The 20,746-nt window shown below is 39.5% G+C and carries 21 protein-coding genes and 1 pseudogene; 3 read left to right on the top strand and 19 right to left on the bottom strand.

Translation table 11 applies throughout. The features are described from left to right. Positions 1-11: 11 nt before the first annotated feature. From ACTNB8_RS05945 to eno, 7 genes and pseudogenes are all read right to left on the bottom strand, one after another. Positions 12-410: a single-stranded DNA-binding protein gene (locus tag ACTNB8_RS05945; protein WP_441053114.1), complete on the bottom strand. Its 399-nt coding sequence runs from the start codon at positions 408-410 to the stop codon at positions 12-14. A 13-nt stretch (positions 411-423) separates the two neighbouring features. Then, positions 424-822, bottom strand: a complete 399-nt coding sequence (locus ACTNB8_RS05940) for a hypothetical protein (protein ID WP_441053112.1) — start codon at positions 820-822, stop codon at positions 424-426. Positions 823-1,034: 212 nt separating this feature from the next. Next, positions 1,035-1,346 (bottom strand): DUF6050 family protein, encoded by a 312-nt coding sequence (locus ACTNB8_RS05935; protein ID WP_441053111.1) that lies wholly within the window; start codon positions 1,344-1,346, stop codon positions 1,035-1,037. Continuing rightward, positions 1,324-1,503, bottom strand: a complete 180-nt coding sequence (locus ACTNB8_RS05930) for a hypothetical protein (protein WP_441053110.1) — start codon at positions 1,501-1,503, stop codon at positions 1,324-1,326. The genes ACTNB8_RS05935 and ACTNB8_RS05930 overlap by 23 nt, the downstream gene beginning before the upstream one ends. Positions 1,504-1,628: 125 nt before the next feature. After that, positions 1,629-2,540 carry a ParB/RepB/Spo0J family partition protein gene (locus ACTNB8_RS05925; protein WP_441053109.1) on the bottom strand — a complete coding sequence of 304 codons (912 nt, stop codon included), beginning with the start codon at positions 2,538-2,540 and terminating at the stop codon, positions 1,629-1,631. Beyond that, a complete protein-coding gene (locus ACTNB8_RS05920; RefSeq protein WP_441053108.1) occupies positions 2,530-3,315 on the bottom strand; it encodes a ParA family protein in 786 nt (261 codons plus the stop codon). The genes ACTNB8_RS05925 and ACTNB8_RS05920 overlap by 11 nt, the downstream gene beginning before the upstream one ends. A 306-nt stretch (positions 3,316-3,621) precedes the next feature. Then, positions 3,622-4,107 (bottom strand): annotated as a pseudogene (eno, locus tag ACTNB8_RS05915) (phosphopyruvate hydratase); the annotation flags it as partial. Between the two features lie 505 nt (positions 4,108-4,612). On the opposite strand from eno, the gene ACTNB8_RS05910 reads away from it, so the two are divergent. Continuing rightward, positions 4,613-5,458 (top strand): delta-lactam-biosynthetic de-N-acetylase, encoded by an 846-nt coding sequence (locus tag ACTNB8_RS05910; RefSeq protein ID WP_441053107.1) that lies wholly within the window; start codon positions 4,613-4,615, stop codon positions 5,456-5,458. Positions 5,459-5,481: 23 nt separating this feature from the next. Here the strand turns inward: ACTNB8_RS05910 and tagD are convergent, their stop codons facing one another. The 5 genes from tagD to ACTNB8_RS05885 all read right to left on the bottom strand — a co-directional run bounded on the left by tagD (position 5,482) and on the right by ACTNB8_RS05885 (position 10,908). Beyond that, a complete protein-coding gene (gene tagD, locus ACTNB8_RS05905; protein ID WP_441053106.1) occupies positions 5,482-5,889 on the bottom strand; it encodes a glycerol-3-phosphate cytidylyltransferase in 408 nt (135 codons plus the stop codon). Between the two features lie 24 nt (positions 5,890-5,913). Continuing rightward, on the bottom strand, positions 5,914-7,305 hold the full coding sequence (locus ACTNB8_RS05900) for an SGNH/GDSL hydrolase family protein (RefSeq protein ID WP_441053105.1): 1,392 nt from the start codon (positions 7,303-7,305) through the stop codon (positions 5,914-5,916). A 194-nt stretch (positions 7,306-7,499) separates the two neighbouring features. Continuing rightward, positions 7,500-8,627, bottom strand: coding sequence for a UDP-galactopyranose mutase (gene glf, locus ACTNB8_RS05895; protein WP_441053104.1), 1,128 nt, complete (start codon positions 8,625-8,627; stop codon positions 7,500-7,502). 12 nt (positions 8,628-8,639) lie between these two features. Beyond that, positions 8,640-9,764, bottom strand: a complete 1,125-nt coding sequence (locus ACTNB8_RS05890) for a glycosyltransferase family 2 protein (protein ID WP_441053102.1) — start codon at positions 9,762-9,764, stop codon at positions 8,640-8,642. Between the two features lie 40 nt (positions 9,765-9,804). Then, positions 9,805-10,908: an acyltransferase family protein gene (locus ACTNB8_RS05885; RefSeq protein WP_441053101.1), complete on the bottom strand. Its 1,104-nt coding sequence runs from the start codon at positions 10,906-10,908 to the stop codon at positions 9,805-9,807. 234 nt (positions 10,909-11,142) lie between these two features. Between ACTNB8_RS05885 and ACTNB8_RS05880 the strand changes: the two genes are divergently transcribed. Next, entirely contained in the window at positions 11,143-12,180 is a 1,038-nt protein-coding gene (locus ACTNB8_RS05880) for an acyltransferase (protein WP_441053100.1), read from the top strand. A 333-nt stretch (positions 12,181-12,513) separates the two neighbouring features. On the opposite strand, the gene ACTNB8_RS05875 is transcribed toward ACTNB8_RS05880, so the two are convergent. Together ACTNB8_RS05875 and ACTNB8_RS05870 are read right to left on the bottom strand one after the other, a co-directional pair. Then, on the bottom strand, positions 12,514-13,524 hold the full coding sequence (locus ACTNB8_RS05875; RefSeq protein ID WP_441053098.1) for a GGGtGRT protein: 1,011 nt from the start codon (positions 13,522-13,524) through the stop codon (positions 12,514-12,516). Positions 13,525-13,550: 26 nt separating this feature from the next. Further along, complete coding sequence (locus tag ACTNB8_RS05870; RefSeq protein ID WP_294677775.1) at positions 13,551-14,243, bottom strand: iron-sulfur cluster assembly scaffold protein; 693 nt, start codon at positions 14,241-14,243, stop codon at positions 13,551-13,553. Between the two features lie 178 nt (positions 14,244-14,421). On the opposite strand from ACTNB8_RS05870, the gene ACTNB8_RS05865 reads away from it, so the two are divergent. Next, complete coding sequence (locus ACTNB8_RS05865; protein WP_441053096.1) at positions 14,422-15,159, top strand: TraX family protein; 738 nt, start codon at positions 14,422-14,424, stop codon at positions 15,157-15,159. A gap of 1 nt (position 15,160) precedes the next feature. Here the strand turns inward: ACTNB8_RS05865 and ACTNB8_RS05860 are convergent, their stop codons facing one another. From ACTNB8_RS05860 to selD, 5 genes are all read right to left on the bottom strand, one after another. After that, a complete protein-coding gene (locus ACTNB8_RS05860) occupies positions 15,161-15,961 on the bottom strand; it encodes a transglutaminase domain-containing protein (RefSeq protein WP_441053095.1) in 801 nt (266 codons plus the stop codon). Between the two features lie 22 nt (positions 15,962-15,983). Next, complete coding sequence (locus tag ACTNB8_RS05855) at positions 15,984-16,652, bottom strand: UDP-N-acetylglucosamine pyrophosphorylase (protein ID WP_441053094.1); 669 nt, start codon at positions 16,650-16,652, stop codon at positions 15,984-15,986. Then, entirely contained in the window at positions 16,649-18,685 is a 2,037-nt protein-coding gene (locus tag ACTNB8_RS05850) for a DNA topoisomerase (RefSeq protein WP_441053092.1), read from the bottom strand. Before ACTNB8_RS05850 ends, ACTNB8_RS05855 begins: the two co-directional genes overlap by 4 nt. A gap of 1 nt (position 18,686) precedes the next feature. After that, a complete protein-coding gene (locus ACTNB8_RS05845) occupies positions 18,687-19,445 on the bottom strand; it encodes a formate/nitrite transporter family protein (protein ID WP_441053090.1) in 759 nt (252 codons plus the stop codon). A gap of 164 nt (positions 19,446-19,609) precedes the next feature. Beyond that, the gene (gene selD, locus ACTNB8_RS05840) at positions 19,610-20,644 is read right to left on the bottom strand and encodes a selenide, water dikinase SelD (RefSeq protein ID WP_441053088.1); all 1,035 of its coding nucleotides are present in this window, start codon (positions 20,642-20,644) and stop codon (positions 19,610-19,612) included. Between the last annotated feature and the right edge of the window lie 102 nt (positions 20,645-20,746).

Raw genomic sequence — 20,746 nt, 5'->3', positions numbered from 1 at the left:
GGTTTTTCCTCCTATCGAAACGGCATTTCTTCTTCCATAGATTCCGGGATATTCAAAAACCCATCCCCTTCCATCGGTTCCGGCATTTTCTCCGGCATCTTTGCACCGGCAAACTCAATACGGTCAGCATAAAGCTCAGTCGTATATACTTTTTTCCCAGTTTCCTTATTCTCGTAACTGCCGGTTATGATCTCACCTTCCACCATAACCTTTGTTCCCTGCACCAGATAATCCCGAACAAATTCTGCCTTTTTTGCAAATGCCTTAACCGGAATGAAGCTGACATCATCCGAATAATTTCTTCGGACAGCCAGCACAAACTTAGCGATCTTATGAAGTCCTTTTTCATTCTGTGTCTCGTTGTAACCAGGATCACGGACTAATCTGCCTGAAATAATCGCTGTATTCATACCACTGTACCTCCTATCCTTTCAATGTCTTATAACACAGCCCGATACACGGTCCGCACTTTGCATAGCAACAACCGTAACACTCATCCTTTTCCAGTTCTTCCTGCGCCATTTCTGCTGCGAACATCCTCGACAAAGTGTCATAGGCTTTTTTCTGTTCCAGATATTTTTCCTCCGCTTTTTCCATCTTCCTTTTAAATTCCGGAAGCATCTGACGAAGTACAGGATGAAAATGTTCTTCCTCATCATCCCATGCACAGGCTGCCATCATACATCGAGGTCGTTTTTCAAAAGTCCCCGCATAATAAGGACAATAAGAACATCCTCTTTCCTTAAACATAGCCGGAGTAATAATCGGGAGCTGTGCCCGGATTTCCTTTGTTATCTCTTTGTTCTTGATACGTTCTCTCATACTCATTTACCTCCATTTTTTCTTTATGCAAAAGAGATTTCTCTCTGAATTGCCTGAATTTAGACACATTTCGCAGCCATGCTGCTCAATGACCGTTGGCTGTCAAATATAAATCCAAACAAGTTTGTCTTTGTACTTTCCAGCTTTATCGCACAAAAAAAAGAGGCAGACCCACGAATTTTATTTCGCAAGCCTGCCTCTAATCAAAATTTCTATCTTTTCACAATATATCGGATGGTCACATAAACGGCTCTCACTACATAATATGGAATCATGAGACTTCCCAATAGCCCACCGATTATAACACTCAATGTGATCATTCCTAATGTTCCACCAACATCCATACCCTTGGGTACCAGAATAATGCACATCTTATGTATTCCAAACGGAAGCCCTGCAAGGAACAGGAACATGAATAACTCTGTATGCCCACTAACTTCCATAATCGTTTTTACCATCCAAAGCCAGAAGATCATAGCTGACATTGGTAACAGTGCTTTTTTAATCACATCCTGAATCTTCATCTTTTTGCTCCTTCCGTCTGACCCCTTCTTCAATTTCTCGATTAAGGTTAGCCAGAATTTCTCTTACCACAGGTGAGTCTAACCGAAAAGTTTTAAGATCTTCCTCTGTAATTTCATTTCCTTCCCGGTCATAACGTCTAACTATCTTCACAGCCATCTTTTCACTTTCCTCCTAAAAGAAATCCGAACCTTTTCAGAAAATGGATTAACCTCTTTTTTCTCCTGCTTCTTCTTATCTTTTCAATATTTCTCTGATATTTCTGTAATCTTCTTACTGTAGCTTCATGATTCATTTTTGCCCTCACTTTCTGCCCATGACGCAAGAAGCATAAAGATTATTTCCTCCATCTGATCCTTTGTATATGTCTCCGGGAAATACTGTTTCAATTTCTTTGCTGGAATCTGCACCTGGAGTTTTTCCTTTTTTTCATTCATACAAATCTGATCAATCTCAAGATAGGTCAGTGTCTGTTCCTTTGAAATCTGCTTCAACTCCTGTGCCTGCTTCATGGAAGGCACCATGCTATGAGTGTTCATATATTGGAGTAAGATCTTCTGTTCCTCCTCTTTTAAGTAAGATAATTCTACCGCAGTATTGAAAGGAATCTTTTTCTCGTCAGCCAGACCTAACATTTCCGGTATCAGTTCTGCCAGATGGATATATCTCAAAATCTGTCTGGTACTATCTCCGGTATTCTGACTTACTTCCTCTGCCGCCAACTTCTTGCCAAGTTGGCAAGAAGTTAAGTCTGTTCGTTTTCCCTGCCGTTTCAGTGCTTCATATTTCATCTTATAGGCAAAGGCTTTTTCGCTGATAAGTAGTTCCTCCCTCTGAATATTGGAATCTACCATAATCACGGTTGATTCATCATCTGTAAGGTCTTTAATAATGACCGGCATTTTTTGAAGTCCTGCAATTTCACAGGCTCTTTTTCGACGATGACCTGAAATCAACTCATAACCACCGGACGACTTCATTCTCACGATACCCGGAACCAATACCCCGTATTGCTTGACGCTATCCGACAATTCCTTCATTTTTTCATCATCCAAAACCTTAAACGGATGATTTGGAAATGGATGGATACTATCCAGCAAAACTTCACAGACACCATTTTGTTCATCGCCGGATGTTCCAAACAGTTCATCCAACGGCTGTAGGGAAATTGGTGTAGCTTTTTTATTAACTGCCATTTGCAAGAACCTCCTCTGTCAACTTTCTGTAAGCATCTGCGACTTTTCCTTTCGCATCATATCGGAAAATACTCTGTCCTTCCCTGACTGCTTCCTTCATTCTGACTGAAAAAGGAATGTACTGGTCAAAAATATGAATCTGACTGCCATAACTATTTTGGAGCAATTCCATGTTATTTCTTGCGTCATTCGTATGTGCATCCACCATGGTAAATAATATTCCAGCAATCTCCAGTTTCGGATTGATCTGCCTGCGTACTTTTCCAATTGTTTTCAGAAGCTGCTGCAATCCTTTAATTGGAAGATAAGACGCTTCCACCGGAATCAATACTTCATCCGAAGCAGCCAATGCATTAATCGTAAGCATCCCCAAAGATGGCATACAATCAATGATGATGGTATCGTACTGGTCCTTTACCTGGTTAATAATCTGTTTCAGGACAAATTCACGGCTCATAGCATTTACAAGCTGTACTTCTGTCCCTGCTAAACCGATATTGGAACAAATAATATCAATGCCTTCTTCCTGATGCTGGATAAAACAATCTTCTGGAATATCTTCATCACTTAACACCATTTCCATCAGATTGGTCAGAGTTTCATTACTATCATCGCAATCACGATAGCCAAGACTTGCAGATACATCCCACTGCGGATCTGCGTCTACAATAAGTACTTTTTGTTTCATAAGTGCCAACCCAACACCAAGATTTGCGGCACAAGCGGACTTTCCAGTTCCACCCTTCTGGTTGACAACGGATATAATCTTTGCCATATTCATTCTTACCTTCCTTTACAATTTCTACAAAAAAAGGACCGAATCAGAAAGCAGGAACATAAGTCCGTGCGAGCTAATTCAGTCCTAAAAACATTTCTATATTTAATTATCACCGCTTTCATGGTATAGTTAAAACATCTCAGCCATGTACTGAAATCTTTTTCTATTTAAATTAGGATTATACAAAAGAGAGGCCTTTCCTTCATAAATTCGTTATTCTGTTACGAAAATTATTTAGGACTAAATCGCTAGAGCCCTTATATTATAAGGGTTTCTGCTTTGTGTCATTATAATAACACAAGCACCGCCATTGACTATATTCATCATGGGAACTGGAAGAATTTTGCGATTACATCCTCCAAGATACTGATACAGAGGAATTCTAAGAGCCATTGCTGCTGCTCTTGCAACTGCCATAGAAACACCCAGTATCGCATTTGCGCCCGCGCTGCTTTTATTTTCTGTCCCATCTGATTCTGCCAGTATTCTGTCTACTCTGCTCTGTTCTAGCGCATTCTCTCCCACAAGAGCTTCTGCCAGCCGTGTATTCACATTATTTACTGCTTTTTTAACACTTAAACCAAGGTAATAATTTTTATCGCCATCTCGTAATTCCACTGCCTCAAATTTTCCTGTAGATGCACCGGAAGGCACCATTGCCTTCGCTGTATACCCATCAATCCCCATTACACCTTCTCCAACAGTCACCTCGACTTCAACTGTAGGATTGCTTCTGGAATCCAGAACTTGTCTTGCGTGAATTTTTCTTATCGGTAAATATCGTAACACTGGCTCTGCACCTCCATTTTTTAATAAGAATAGTTTCTCCCAAATCTTTTTCATTATTCACTTGCAAGGAACTGCTTTCCTGTTTTATATAATTATCAGTCAATTGCTTTGCTCAAAACCCATTTGCAGTATATAAAATATTTTTATTATTATTTTATAAATACAGCTTGACATATTAAATATTATCTGTTATAGTTTACTCATAAAACAAAAGGAAATACAAATAAACAAAAAGGAGTGAGACCACCGAAATCATAAGCGAAATCTCATAATCTAAGAAAGGAAGGTACAAACCACCAGAAACGTAAATTTATTTTAAATAATTTTTCGAAAGAGAGGTACAGTCCACCAAGAACATAACTTTCATTCCAGATGTTTTATAAATATTATCAGGAGGTACAGTCCATTGGATAATGAACAGTAAAAGAGCCACCAGAAAAAATAATCTGATGGCTCTAATTTTTTGCTCTCTTTCATATACATATAAAAAAATCCCGGAGTTTACATGCGTATTAATCTCTCCAGAGTAATTTCAAAATTATTTTCTCTTTCACATCTAAAATTATTTATTCTCTATGCTGCTGCTTTTATTTGGGGTTCAACAGCAGGAATAATCACCAAACACTTTTCTTCCAAAGTTTCTGTTACATCTGCTCCCGCTTCCAGCAGCTGGGGCTTGAGTTTTCAAGAAGAAGGAAAAGCTCCGACAGGAAATGCAGGTTCTGATGAATTAAAGAAATATAATGCCTACTATATTAACCCTACAGAAGATAAAAAAATTTATCTTACATTTGACTGTGGTTATGAAAACGGAAATACGCATCTGATCCTTAAGGCGTTAAAAAAGCACAATGCTCCTGCTGTTTTTTTTGTTGTCGGAAATTTTGTAAAAGATAATCCTGATCTCATCAGACAAATGCTGCAGGAAGGACACCTGGTTGGCAATCACACAATGACTCATCCGGATATGTCCCAGATTTCTACAGAAGAATCTTTTCAGAATGAACTCTCAGGAGTAGAAAAGCTTTACCAGGAGACCACAGGTGAATCTATGCCGAAATTGTATCGACCGCCACGCGGTATATACAGTACAGAAAATCTTTCAACGGCACAAAAACTGGGCTACTCTACTTTTTTCTGGAGCCTTGCATATGTAGACTGGATTCAGGATCAACAGCCTTCAAAAGAAGAAGCTTTTCAAAAACTCCTCACACGCATCCATCCCGGAGCAATTGTGCTTCTTCACAACACTTCTTCTACTAACGGAGCTATTCTTGACGAGCTTCTTACCCGTTGGGAAGATATGGGATACAGATTCTGTTCTGTAAAAGAAATGACCGGAGCCTCCTAACGCTCCGGTCTTTTCTATGTTTGTTATTTTTTCTGATCTTTTGTGTGAAGATCCTGCTTGATCTGTGAACTGGAGATTTCTGGTGTGCGTGGCAAATATACCACTTCACAGCCTTCTTCTTTAAGGAAATCAAATTTACCTTTCCAGTCATCTCCCATAACAAATGTATCAACATGATATTCTTTTACATCTGTACGTTTCTGTTCCCAGTTTTCTTCCGGAATTACAAGATCCACATAACGGATTGCTTCCAGTAGCTGTTTACGTTTTTCATAGGAAAAATAACATTTTTTCTGCTTTTCATTCCAGTTAAATTCATCTGTGGAAAGCCCTACGATCAGATAATCTCCCAACTGTCTGGCTCTTCTCAGAAGATTGATATGTCCGTAATGGAGCAGATCAAAAGTTCCATATGTGATAACACGTTTCATCTGATGATTCCTCTCTGTTTCAGTTTAATATCGATTCAGATAATTAATACAGTAATTATAAATCCTGAGATATGTTGCAACAGAATAATGAAGTCCGTCATGAACGCCATCTTCCGGTCTTGTACTTATCCATCCATATTTCTGGAGACCTGTACAGGTATTTATATAAGTGTAACGTTTATTTCTGCCTTTGCAGAGTTTATTGTAAATGGTCTTATTAAAACTTGCAATTTTGGCTTCTGAACGTCTTGATTTTGATCCTGCATACATCGCACTATTATAAGGATTTACCGACATATAATAGAGATCACTGTTATTTCTTTTCAGTTTTCCTGAAATGTTTTTCATGTATTTTACATATTTATTTACATTGTTCAGATCGTTAACACCAAAGTTAAAAATAACTGCTTTTTTGGAATCAGCAGGCTCATTTGACATTCGTGACAGAAGCTTTTTGTATCCGTCACTCTTTAACCAGGATAATCCCTCGCGTCGCCGATATACAAAATGAACATTTGAAGGGCATCTTTCCCCAAGACTCAGCATCATTCCCCATGTTCTTGAATCACCAACAAAATAAACACTGTCATAAGAAGTCAGGGTCTTTATCTGTGCCGGTTCCCTGTCCATGGTTTTTTTGAAAACAACCATATAATAAGTTCCAGATTTAGATGGGATTTTATCTCCTGTCTTGTAATTCGGCAAGGTTGACTTACCCTTTTTTCTGGACCAGCCAAGACACATGTCACCATTCTTCATATTTACGGCAGGGAACGTAGCTGTACCGGCTGTATTTGTAATTGTTTTCCATACTCCGCCTGTATTATAGCAGAGTTTCACTCCTGACGGTGCACTCTTGACAACTACATAAAACTTCATGTTTCCGGTAACTTTAACACTTGCACCCGGTTTCTTTGTTGAAGTTCCTTTAATCTTTGTTGCCCAGACAGCTGTCTTTGTATCAGAATTCAGGGAACGCTCCGGCAATGTGATCCTTTCGCCCTTTATTGCCTGAACCCTGAGATTTTTGAATTCGCCTTTACCGGACGGATTATAAAATCTCACTGTATAAAGTTTATAATACTTCATACAGAATTTCGTATTTCTTGTGATCTGCACAGATGCACCAGGTTTATACTTGGTAGTTTTGCCATTATATTTTACAGTCCAGTATATTCGGTAGCCTGATTTACTGTATTCCGGAAGCGTAATATAACTTCCTGCATCTACGATCTGTTCCCAGCTTTTGTATAACTGTGTACTGACAACACCTTTACTGTTGGCAAAAACAACCCTGCACTGACCAACATCGTAAGTATCTGCGGAAACTTTTTTTGCGGTTCCGCTCATCAGAAAAACAGTCATCATCAGTAAAATAAATAATGCGACCTTCCATTTTTCTGTTACTTTTAACATAAAAAAACAACTCCTTAATTTAATTCAACCTTTATGTCTGACTATACCGCTCCCCTCCCGGTACCAGTCAGCCGCTTCCAAAATCAACTATAGCAGTTTTTATATGGCAATGCAATCTTTTTTCACAGGTTTTTCATATTTATGTAACATTTAAATTTCTGTGAACGGAGTGAACAATTACACATTTAAAACTACTATCTGCCCAGTTCCTTTTCACTCATTTCAAGTGCAGATGCAATTACTGCATCCATGTCATAATATTTATATTCTCCAAGACGACCACCAAAAATCACATTTTCCTCTCTGGCTGCAAGTTCTTTATATTTATTATACAACTCACTGTTTTTCTCATCATTGACCGGATAATACGGCTCGTCTCCCGGCTTCCATTCAGAACTGAATTCACGGCTGATAACAGTCTTTGGAAGATCATTTCCGTTGGCATCTTTGCCGAATTCAAACCATTTATGTTCAATAATCCTTGTCCACGGTGTCTCTCTGTCTGTATAGTTGACAGCTGCATTCCCCTGGAAATTCGGCTGTTCAAGAACCTCAGTTTCAAAACGCACAGATCTGTATTCAAGATAACCTTCTCTATATCCAAAATACGCATCCACCGGACCTGTATAAATTACTTTGTCTGCCATGGAATCAAATTCTTCTTTTCTGTCCAGGTAATCCTGATTAAGAATAACTTCTATATCATCCAGGATATTTGCCACCATTTTGGTGTAACCGCCTGTAGGAATTCCCTGATACAGTGCATTAAAATAATTATTGTCAAAAGTAAAACGCACCGGAAGACGCTTGATTATAAACGCAGGCAGATCTTTACAGTCACGCCCCCACTGCTTCTCTGTATAACCCTTAACAAGTTTCTCAAAAATATCACGGCCAACAAGGGAAATTGCCTGTTCCTCAAGATTTTTCGGATCAGCGATTCCGGCTTCTTCTCTCTGTTGACGGATTTTCGCCTCTGCCTCTTCCGGAGTTACCACGCCCCACATTTTATTAAAAGTATACATATTAAAAGGAAGTGAATACAACTCACCCTTATAATTGGCTACCGGGCTGTTTGTAAAACGGTTAAAATCCGCAAATTTCGTAACATAATTCCATACCTTTTTATTGTTTGTATGAAAAATATGTGCACCATATTTATGGACATTGATTCCTTCTGTTTCTTCTGTATATACATTTCCGGCTATATTAGGTCTTCTGTCAATCACAAGGACAGATTTTCCTGCTGCCTTTGCCTCATGTGCAAAAACTGCACCGTAAAGTCCGGCACCAACTACAAGATAATCATATTTCTTATTCATATTTCCCTCCGGTTATTTAATTATTTTTTTCATTTTACGCGGAACAGCAGTAACTGCCCGTCCCACTTTCAGAGATGTTGAATTTTCCAGATCCTGAACCTTTTTTTCAAGTTTTTTCAGCTGGAAAGCCATTTCCCGGACGCTTTCATATTTGCCCAGATCATTCTTGCAGTATTCATTAAAATAGCCATCCATATCATCTACAATCTGATTAACTCTGAACCAGTTTTCCTCTGTAAAATATTCCTCTTTCAGAATACCGGAACGTCTGGCTGCTGAGAACTGTCTGTTCATCTCCATCAAAAATACATACTTGAATTCAAAAGCAAGTCTCTTCAGATTCCAGTTATAAGATTCATACTTCAGCGATGTCATAAGACCCGACAGTTTTTCCTTTAACTCAGGACGTTCCTCCAGAAATTTCTCTGTGGATTCATATTCATCACAAAGACAGAAAATCTTGGCTGCTGATTTTACAGAAGAATTCTCATTATCTACGCGATAATGAAGATAAGCATCTTTTACGATTACTGCTCTTCTGGCACTTGCCCAGACCTTGAATGCGAATGATGTATCCTGATAAGAAGCCCCCGGCGTCTCTGTAAACCGAATGTTCTGTTCTGTAAGCATCTCTCTTCTGTAAATTCCTGTCCAGATGCAGGGACGAACATGAAAGACCTCCATCTCATCTACCGGACAGAATGCTTTGCCATACAGCCTCTCATAAGGCTTCAGCACTTCAAGAAAAGTGCTTCGTGGTTCTGGCTTTGATTTATATTTATAGTAGTTAGATTTAATCATATCAGCATTATTTTCTTTTGCTGTAATATATAATTTCTCAAACATTTCCGTATCAGCAAAATCATCTGTCTCGATAATACCAATATATTCTCCCGTTGCATGATCCAGTCCCACATTCATGCTGTGACCATATCCTGAATTAGGTTTATGGATTACTTTTACACGGCTGTCTTTCGCAGCATATTCATCAAGAATATTTCCTGTGCTGTCCTTTGAGCCGTCATCAAGGCATATAATCTCTATATCTTTCAGCGTCTGATTCACAACACTGTCCATACACTCTCTTAAGAAATTTTCTACATTACATGCAGGCATTAAAATTGAAACTTTTGGCATTTAACTGCCCTCCCATACAAATATAATTTTCATCGTTCTGTCATAAAAAAGGACTGAATAGCCTGATCATGATCTTTGCACCCGGTTTTTCAATCAGATAATATGTTAAAATTCCGATGGCAACTGCCATAAAAACAGATATTCCAAGTGATATCACTACATGATCATAAATAAAATCTTCACTCTTCCACCATGTGTGTTTCATTACAGCAAAAGCAACTTCCTGCATAACATAAACAGAGTAGGCATACTTTCCTGCAAATCCGGCCACCGGATTGTTTGTAATCCTGGAAAAAACACCCTTTCCTGTAAGCTGACAGATAAAAAATGCAGCAAACAAAACTACGACTATAAACTGGTTTTCATATGCATATTGGTTAAAGAAAAAATTAATGATGAGCATAATCAGTGTAACCAGTTCCAGGCATGAAATAACTACGGTTTCTTTTATATCATTTGTATTTGAAACGGTTCTTCTGGCACGCCATTTTGCAGATGCTGATTCATAAATCTGTCCGATCAGATATCCCAGCCCCACTCCGGCAAGCGCCCTTGCAACGCCCATATTAAAAACACCATAAATCATATTCCGTCCAAATTCACCGTCTGTTCCGCTGATATTCAACTCATAACCAAAATAAACCAGCAGGCAGGTGATCAGTTTCATCTTATTTGGATCGTTCACGCATTTATCAAGCAGGAAATAAAATACCTCTGCGACAAAAAATGCAGACACATACCAGTTCAGCCCCTTCCAGTCTGTCGCCAGTCCACTTGACTGCAGGAAAAGCAGATCAAGGAAAGACGCATAAAAAGTCTTTCCGAAAAACGCTGCCATTATTATAACAGAACATGCAAGAGATGGCCACAGCCTGCTGATCTTTTTGCAGACAAACGTTCCAACTGTCCAGTCCGGATGATTTCGGATCGTGTGGTACAGAAAATATCCGGACATTATAAAAAAACATTCCACGATATACTTGGAATATAATACCTGATCCGACAGATATTGGTATACGCTGCTGTCCTTCGTATGAGGCATGATGTAAGAATGCAGCAGGTGAAAATATATAATGCATATCGCAAACACAAAACGGATAAATTCTATGTTATATAATTTCTTTTTTCTCACTTCTTTTTTCATGATATGAGGTTTCCTCTGATTTCATATTTCTGATTTTTTATTATATCATGTTGCAGACATAAAAACAAACACTGCTTCTCTGATATAACCATAGTATCAAAAAAGCAGATTTCTATAAATATAAAAATAATTTTATATACTTTTCTTCTTTATTTTTTATGTTTATAATAAAAAGGTATCTATAAACTCAGCTTACCAGTTAATTCAAAATAACACAAAGGAGCAGCCTATTGTATGAACAAAAAAACTTCGAACTCAAACAGAGTTATATATTTTGACATATTAAACATATTTGCATGCTTTGCAGTTATTCTTCTTCATCATAACGGCATTGTACATAATTTTTCCAATACCCTTGCATGGAAAGAAAGTTTAGTTATAGAATGCGGATTTTACTGGGCTGTCCCAGTATTTTTGATGTTAAGTGGTGCAAATCTCATGAATTATCGTTCCAAATATAATACTGTTACTTTCTTCCAAAAAAGAATTTTGCGTACAGTTATTCCATGGTTATTATGGAGCTTTCTTACACTGCTTTGGAAATGTAAAACCGGAAAATTCACACTAGAAAGCCATTCTGTAAAATACATATTTGATCTGATAGTTAACAACAGAATAATGCCCATCTACTGGTTTTTCAGTGCATTATTCGCCTGTTACCTGGCAATTCCGGTTTTTTCTCTTTTACTTGAAAGGAAAAAAATCCTTTGGTATATCGTATTACTGAATTTTATATTTGCTTCCTGCCTCCCACTTCTTAATATGTGGTTTGGCATTTCCTGGGGACTTGATATCCCCGTTGTTGGGAGTCTTATAATATATATTCTGCTTGGCCATCTGATCTCAGCTCAGGAATTCAGCCCTGGAATGCGTATTATAATCTATATTCTCGGAGTTGGTGGATTCCTTTTCCGCTTTATATATACATATATTTTTTCTATGCAAAAAGGAGAGACAGATACTACCATCAAAGGATATGTTATGTTCCACGCAGTTTTTCTTTCTGTTGCAGTATTTGAAGCTGCCAAGAATGTACCTTGGAACAGACTCTTACCGGATAGGTTTCTTTCCAAACTCTCAGTAATCTCTTCCTGCAGTTTTGGTATCTATCTGATTCATCCGGTTATCATGCATTATGAAAAACTTTTTTTTCATATGTCCGTATCACAACATATCTGGCGATTTGGATTTGTTTTTTGCACATATTTAATATCCTTCTTTATTATTTACGTGATCAAACTAATCCCGATAATCGGGAGATATCTTTGTTAACTCACTTCAAATAATGATGTATCAAGATTCTGATGCAGAACTGGGAGCTTGGTGAATTGTTTTGCTCTTTTTTGTAATCTACGATTCATTACATCATAAATACAGCCTAATCCTATTTGTTCCTGGGGCTTTGTGTTTTTCAGCCTGCAGAACCATACAGTTTCAGTGTTTCAGCAGTGGTAGGAATATTAATATCTAAGCCGTCAAAAAGCATCTGAGTTAAGTTTCTTTTTACAATACAAGCATATCAAAAAAAACAGAAGATATCTAATCCTTTTAGGACTAAATATCTTCTGCTTTTAAGTTAATGACATTGTGGTTTTACTGGGTTTCTTAGAATTTGCCAGCGTCAGCAGCTTCCTGAATGGAAACAGCTACAGCAACTGTCATACCAACCATCGGGTTGTTACCAGCGCCGATAAGACCCATCATTTCTACGTGAGCCGGTACAGAAGAGGATCCTGCAAACTGAGCATCAGAGTGCATACGTCCAAGTGTATCAGTCATACCGTAGGAAGCAGGGCCTGCTGCCATGTTATCCGGATGAAGTGTACGTCCTGTACCACCGCCGGAAGCAACTGAGAAGTATTTCTTTCCTTTTTCGTTGCATTCTTTCTTATAAGTACCTGCAACCGGATGCTGGAAACGAGTCGGGTTAGTGGAGTTACCTGTGATAGAAACGTCAACGCCTTCTTTCCACATGATAGCAACACCTTCCGGAACGCTGTTAGCGCCGTAGCAGTTAACTTTTGCACGAAGTCCTTCAGAGTAAGATTTACGGAATACTTCTTTTACTTCGTTTTTATATGGATCATATTCTGTTTCAACATATGTAAATCCGTTGATACGGGAGATGATCTGTGCAGCGTCTTTTCCAAGACCGTTCAGGATAACACGAAGAGGTTTCTGACGAACTTTGTTAGCTTTTTCTGCAATACCGATAGCACCTTCAGCAGCTGCGAAAGATTCATGTCCAGCCAGGAAACAGAAGCAGTCTGTTTCTTCTTCCAGAAGCATTTTACCAAGATTACCATGTCCAAGACCTACTTTACGTGTATCAGCAACGGATCCAGGAATACAGAAAGCCTGAAGTCCTTCACCAATAGCTGCTGCTGCATCTGCTGCACGTCTGCATCCTTTTTTGATTGCGATAGCAGCACCTACAGTGTATGCCCAACATGCATTTTCAAAGCAGATCGGCTGAATGCCTTTGATCTGATCGTATACATTAAGACCTGCATCTTTGGTGATTTTTTCTGCTTCTTCGATGGAAGCAATTCCATAACTGTTTAAAACAGAATTGATTTTGTCAATTCGTCTCTCATATGATTCAAATAAAGCCATTTACTTATCCTCCTGAAAAATTATAATCACTCTTTACGTGGGTCGATGATCTTAACTGCATCTGCAACACGGCCGTACTGACCTTTTGCTTTTTCCCATGCAGTGTTCGGGTCATCACCTTTCTTGATGAAATCAGTCATTTTGCCAAGGCTTACGAACTGATAACCGATGATCTCATCGTTTTCGTCAAGAGCGATACCTGTAACATAACCTTCAGCCATTTCAAGGTAACGAGGTCCTTTTTTCAGAGTTCCGTACATGGTACCAACCTGAGAACGAAGTCCTTTACCAAGGTCTTCAAGTCCTGCACCTACTGCAAGTCCGTCTTCAGAGAATGCAGACTGAGAACGTCCGTATACAATCTGAAGGAAAAGTTCTCTCATTGCTGTATTGATGGCATCACATACAAGGTCTGTATTCAGAGCTTCCATAACGGTAAGTCCCGGAAGGATTTCTGCTGCCATAGCTGCTGAATGAGTCATTCCTGAACATCCAATAGTTTCTACGAGAGCTTCCTGAATGATACCCTCTTTTACGTTCAGGGACAGTTTACAAGCACCCTGCTGAGGAGCACACCAGCCTACACCATGTGTGAAACCAGAAATGTCCTTCACTTCCTTTGCCTGTACCCACTTTGCTTCTTCCGGAATCGGAGCAGCGCCGTGATGAACTCCCTGTGCAACTGGGCACATTTCTTCTACTTCGCGTGAATAAATCATGTTAAAACTCCTTTCAAGTATAAATTTACTTTGATGTTGTTAAATAATTAGCTAACAACCTTAGATTATTTTCTCATAAAACATCATTTTAGTCCAGTCAAACTTTGTAAAAAAACAGAGTATTTTTTCTGGTAATATGTTAATATAAGACAAATAGTATAAAAATAAGGAGTAAACCATGTCAGACAAACTTCCTGCTTCTTTTTTTCCCGCTCGTTTCCAGATTCTGAGCGGCAGTGCCCTGAAAATGATAGCGATCATAACCATGCTGATTGATCACAGTGCGGCAATAATTCTAAGACTGTATGCGCCGGCACTGCGGCCTTTATTTTATCTTAACGGACTGGCAATCAGTACATACCGTCTCTGCCGTGATATCGGACGGTGTGCTTTTCCGATTTTCTGTTTTCTTCTGGTTGAGGGATTTTTACATACAAGCAACCGACGGAAATATGGCAGAAACCTTCTGATTTTTGCATTGATTTCTGAAATACCGTGGAATTTCATGTTTGCCAACACATGGCATTATGCAAAACAGAATGTATTTTTTACATTATTTCTCGGATACCTGGCGTTCTGCGCCATCGAATATTTCTGGGAAAACAGATGGAAACAGATGCTCTGTCTTCTTGCTCTTTTCGGACTTTCCTTCATTGTAAATGCAGATTATGGCTGGAGAGGTTATATTTTTCTTCTGATCATGTATCTTCTGCGCAATGAAAAAGCTTCCCAGGCTATTGTGGGAAGCTGCTGGCTTGCCTATGAATGGAAGGCATGTTTTGCTTTCATTTCCATTAATATGTACAATGGAAAACGCGGCTTTATAAAAGGAAAAGCTGCGAAGTATTTCTTTTATTTATTTTATCCTCTGCATATCACAGTACTTGTTATCCTCCGGCAGGTATTGTTCAGATGATCTACTCCATCCGCATCCAGTATCCGCCCCAGTCCATATAATAATCCAGGACTTTTTTAGGCGAGGAAAGATAGACCATTCTGCACTGTGGGGTTGCATCAATATAATATGTTTTGTTTTTTACCTTTACCTGTACGTTATAATGCTGTGACATCATATACATATTTTCCGGGTATCTGGATTTTTTGTCATGTATTGCCAGACGGACTTTTGCCTTATAACCCAGTGCTTTATATACTTTTACCATCAGCTGGCCTGCAGAGTAACAGTTTCCTCTTCTCTTGGAAATGATCTTTTTCATGTCATATTCGTTGGCGTATGTAAAATTGCAGACCAGATACTGTGACACTGCCATAAGCCGGTCTTCAGGGTTTCTGGTGCTTTTTTTGACTTCTTTTGCCAGATTTTTTACCCATTTATTGACATAGTTATTGCCGGACGCTACTACAATCGTATATTTCTCGGATATTTTGTCTGACTTGAATGTCACTTTTGCTGTACCGTTCTTTACTGCTTTCAGCTTAAATTTATTTTTTCCGGAAGCAACAGGTCTGACAACTTTTTTATTGCTTGAAGTACATTTTACTTTTCCATAACTGGGATCATAAGCAAAAGTCTCTTTTGTCCCTTTCAGTAAAATAATCTTAGACGGTGTCTTATATACTACAGGATAAATATGCCCATACGAACCTTCCGGTATAGCAGCCTGTATACTTACCGGCACGAAAACACTGCTGCAGATGCAGATCAGTGCAAGAATAAATGCAAATATTTTTTTGGTTTTTCCTTTGTAACTACTCATAACGCCCCCCTTCCACAACTTCTTACTGCTTCTTCACGATCTCTGAAGCGTTTTTGTAAATACTGTCTGCATGAATACAGCCTCTTACAGGCGAAAGCGGATAAATATTGCAGTTTCTTCCGATCACGGTTCCTGGATTGAGAACTGATCCGCATCCGACTTCTACATGATCAGCAAGCATGGCTCCGAATTTCTTAAGGCCTGTCTCGATCTTTTCTTCTCCATCTTTAACAACGACAAGCTTTTTATCAGATTTCACATTTGAACAGATAGATCCCGCACCCATATGAGATTTAAATCCAAGTACAGAATCTCCTACATAGTTGTAATGAGGAACCTGCACTTTGTTAAAGAGAACTGCGTTCTTAAGTTCTGTAGAATTTCCGACTACAGCACCCTCTCCCACGATTGCTTTGCCGCGGATAAAAGCACAGTGACGTATTTCGGCATCTTTGCCAATGATCGCCGGTCCTGTGATGCTTGCAGTAGGAGCAACTTTTGCTGATCTGGCAATCCAGATATTGCCGTCTTTGCATTCATATTCAGAAGGATTCAGTGTCGGGCCAAGTTTCATGATAAAATCTCCGATTTCCGGAAGCACTTCCCACGGATATGTTTTTCCTTCGAAAAGTTCTGCTGCAATTGTTTCATTTAAATCAAGCATATTTGCTATGGTAAATTCGTTCATCATTTCTGGATTTTCCTCCCTGTTGACGTCTTTTTATAATTCACTGCTGCCGCATCAAAAAACTGTCTTAATGCATACTGGTAATTACTCTGTTCCACCTGGTCTGTCCTGATACGCACAAAACGTTCCAACTTGTCCATATATTCCTGAGATGTGATACTGCCTTCTGCCACATAGGTAAGTCCCTTTTCCCAGCTTGCAGTAAGTTCCGGATTCAGAAGCTGACGGATCGAACAATTTACTACATCGAAAATCATTTCACCAAGCAATGTCGGTGTAATGACCTGCGTTTTTTTGTTCAGTGCAAGATACTTTATGGAAAAAAGTTTCTTGAGGATTTCTGCTCTGGTGGCACTCGTTCCTATTCCGCTGCCCTTGATCTGCGCACGCAGTTCTTCATCTTCGATCAACTGACCTGCATTTTCCATTGCAAGTATCATGGAACCTGAATTATAACGCTTCGGTGGTGATGTCTCCCCTTCTTTGATGCTCAGTGATTTCACAGTCAGTATATCATTCTTTTTCAGCTTCTGCAATGCATCAAGCAGCTGTCTGTCACAGGATACATCTTCTGCATCATTTTGTTCCTGCCTGTTGTCCGCTGCAGATTTTTTTGCAAAAGAATTCGTGGCATATTTCAGATATCCCTCTTCCATCAGTACACGAAAAGATGAAAAAAAAGATTCTACATCCATAACTGTAGTCAGCGAAACTTTCTGATAAACTGCCGGTGGGCAGAATATGCATAAGAAACGTCTCACGATTGTCTCATATACCCTCTGTGACGTCAGGGAAAGGCTGTTCAGTACATTCAGTCCCTGGCCTGTCGGGATGATCGCATAATGATCCGTGATCTGCTTATCGTTCACATAACGGGTTTTTGCGATATTTTTGTATGTGCCTGTCTGCAGGATCTCCTCAGCTGCATTTCCGATTGCGCCGTAGCGCCGCAGTCCCGAAATATTTTTATAAATTTCTTTTGATACCGCTGTAGAAAGGACTCTGGCATCTGTTCGTGGATAAGTGACCAGTTTCTTTTCATAAAGCTCCTGTGTGATCCGAAGAGTTTCATCCGGACTGATCTTGAACAGTTTGGAACACACATTCTGTAACTCTGCAAGGTTAAAAAGAAGGGGTGCATTTTTGTTTTCTTTTTTGCGCTCGACTTTTGCAACCAGGCATGTAAGAGGCTGTTTTTCGGACAGCCTGGCAATCAGTTCCTCAGCATGCTTCTTTTCTTTAAAGCCATTTTCCTTATAAAGATACGGAGACTGGAAGTATCTGCTTCCCTCTACCGCACGCCATTCACCTTCAAATTTTTCTCCTTCAAGTTCAATGGAAGACAGCACTCTGTAAAACGGTGTTTTTACAAAAGAACGGATCTCCCGCTCTCTTCGCACGACCATTCCAAGGACACAGGTCATAACCCTACCTACGGAAATTGCCTGATATTTTGTTTTCAGATAACTGGAAACGCTGTTCCCATATCGTAGGGTGAGAACTCTGGAGAAGTTGATTCCCATCAAATAATCTTCTTTTGCACGCAGATAGGCAGATGCAGAAAGATTATCATATTCTGAAATATCTTTTGCATCTCTGATACCACGCAGGATTTCCTCTTCTGTCTGGGAATCGATCCAGACTCTTTTCTGACTTTTGTCCTTTACTCCCGCCATCTGTGCGACCAGACGGTAAATATATTCTCCCTCACGTCCGGAGTCAGTACACACATAGATAGTCTCTACGTCCGGTCTGTTAAGAAGCCCCTTGACAATGTCAAACTGTTTCTTCACAGACGGAATTACTTCATATTTAAATTCACGGGGCAAAAAAGGCAGGGTATCGAAACTCCACCTTTTGTACCTGATATCATATTTTTCGGGATAACTCATAGTGACCAGATGTCCCACACACCAGGTCACTACAGCATCTTCTGATTCAAGATAGCCATCCCGTCTTTGTCCGTTGATCTTTAATGCTTTCGCAAATTCCTGAGCAACACTTGGTTTCTCAGCTATGTATAAGGATTTACCCATATTATTTATCTGCACTCATCTTTCTGAGAGGCCATGCAAGAAGCAATGCACCGCCTACCATATTTCCCAAAGTGACGATAACCATGCTCTTTAACATTGCTCCAATGGAAAGTCCCGGCACCAGACATGCAGCAGTTACAAAAATACCCATGTTGGCAACACAGTGTTCAAATCCACTTACAACAAAACCTGAAATACACATAACTATCATCAGAAACTTTGCGGCTTCACTCTTAAGTTTAATACCACAAAGCACCCCAAGACATACGAAGAAGTTACATAAAACAGCACGGAAAAACATCTGCCCTGCAGGAATAGACAGTTTATTTGTCATAAATCCTGCAAAGTAATCTGCAGTTCCAGAAGCTCCGGCACCGACAAAGATCAATGCCAGAATCGCACATCCTACAAAATTTCCGATATAGCTTACCAGCCATACCTTACCGGCATCACCCCAGCTGACTTTTTTGTCAAGAGCGCCAAAGGCCATAACCAGGTTATTTCCAGTAAAAAGTTCTCCACCTACCATCGAAATCAGAAGAACTGCAATTGAGAATACAATTGCTCCAAGGAATTTACCCCAGGCCGGTTCACTTGCTCCAGAAAAAACATTTCCAACAACATTAGAAAAGATCATGGCAACTACGATAAAAAATCCTGCCATGATTGCGCGCATAAAATATCTGGTGAAATTCGTATTCAACAGAGTGATCTTTGCGTTTGCAGCATTTGAAACTTTTTGTACATCTTCGTGATTCATAGAAATACCTTCCTTTCCGCGAAACATTGAACCCCATAAATCAATGTTTCTGTAACTATTTTGTATTCTTGAATTATACCATTTATGATAAATATTCTCAATACAATTAGTCAAAAGTTCGATATTTTTTTGACAAATTTTTCAGTCTAATTTATAGCATCAGGCTATTGAATTATCAAAGTATGCTCAGTTCTGTCTATGACTTCTCCAATCACAGAAGCCGCAAGTCCTGCCTTTTTCAGTTCTTTGACGATGCTGTCAACCTCTTTCTCCGGTACGGCGGCAAGAAGACCTCCCGAAGTCTGAGGATCAAATACCAGATCCTCTTTCCACAGTACCGCAGTGCTGGTATAGCCGGATTTTCCTGCAAAATTTCTGTTTCTGTAAGCTCCTCCGGGAATCAGACCCATAGACGCATATTCTTCTACATTCGGAAGAAGAGGGAGCTGTGCTGTATGGATCACAAGAGTTTTATTACTGCCCTCTGCCATTTCTGTACCATGTCCGCCAAGGCCAAAACCTGTCACATCTGTACAGGCATGAATCTGGTATTTTTTTAACACATCTCTTGCACCTTTATTCAGCGTTTTCATAGAAGCAAGCGCTGCTTCTCTTGCTCTCTCTGATGCCATATCTGCCTTGATCGCAGTATTGATAATTCCTGTTCCGAGAGCTTTGGTAAGAATCAGTCTGTCTCCTGTCTGGGCTCCGTAATTTTTCCAGAATTTATCCGGATGGACAAAACCTGTCACACTGAGTCCATATTTCGGTGTATCGTCCAGTATCGTATGTCCACCTGCCAGAACTGCACCTGCTTCCATAACTTTATCAGCGCCGCCTCTCAGTATTTCACCCAGAATTTCTGTATCCATATCCTTCGGAAAGGCCACAATATTCAGAGCTGTCTTAGGCTCACCACCCATGGCATATACATCACTTAGTGCATTCGCTGCTGCAATCTGTCCAAAATCATAAGGATCATCGGCAACCGGTGTAAAAAAATCCAGTGTCTGTATTATAGCAAGCTCATCTGAAATACGGTAAACAGCTGCATCATCAGAAGTTTCTGTTCCAACCAGAAGATCCGGATTCTGAAATTTCGGAAGTTGACAGAGAATTCCTGAGAGTGTTCCCGGTCCAACCTTGGCTGCACAACCACAGTTGGGCGCCAGTTTCGTAAGATAAACTTTTTCTTTCATAATATAACGCCTTTCATTTGCTCAAAATATTATAACATAATTTTATATTATCTTCCAGTCAAAAAAGCCTCTTCCCGAATCTGATGTATCTCAGACTTTTGG

It is taken from the genome of Blautia sp. HCP28S3_G10, from assembly GCF_052065235.1.
Taxonomy (GTDB): Bacteria; Bacillota; Clostridia; order Lachnospirales; family Lachnospiraceae; genus Blautia_A.
Note: the sequence above shows the minus strand (reverse complement) of the source record. Positions and strands in the feature narration are given on the sequence as shown.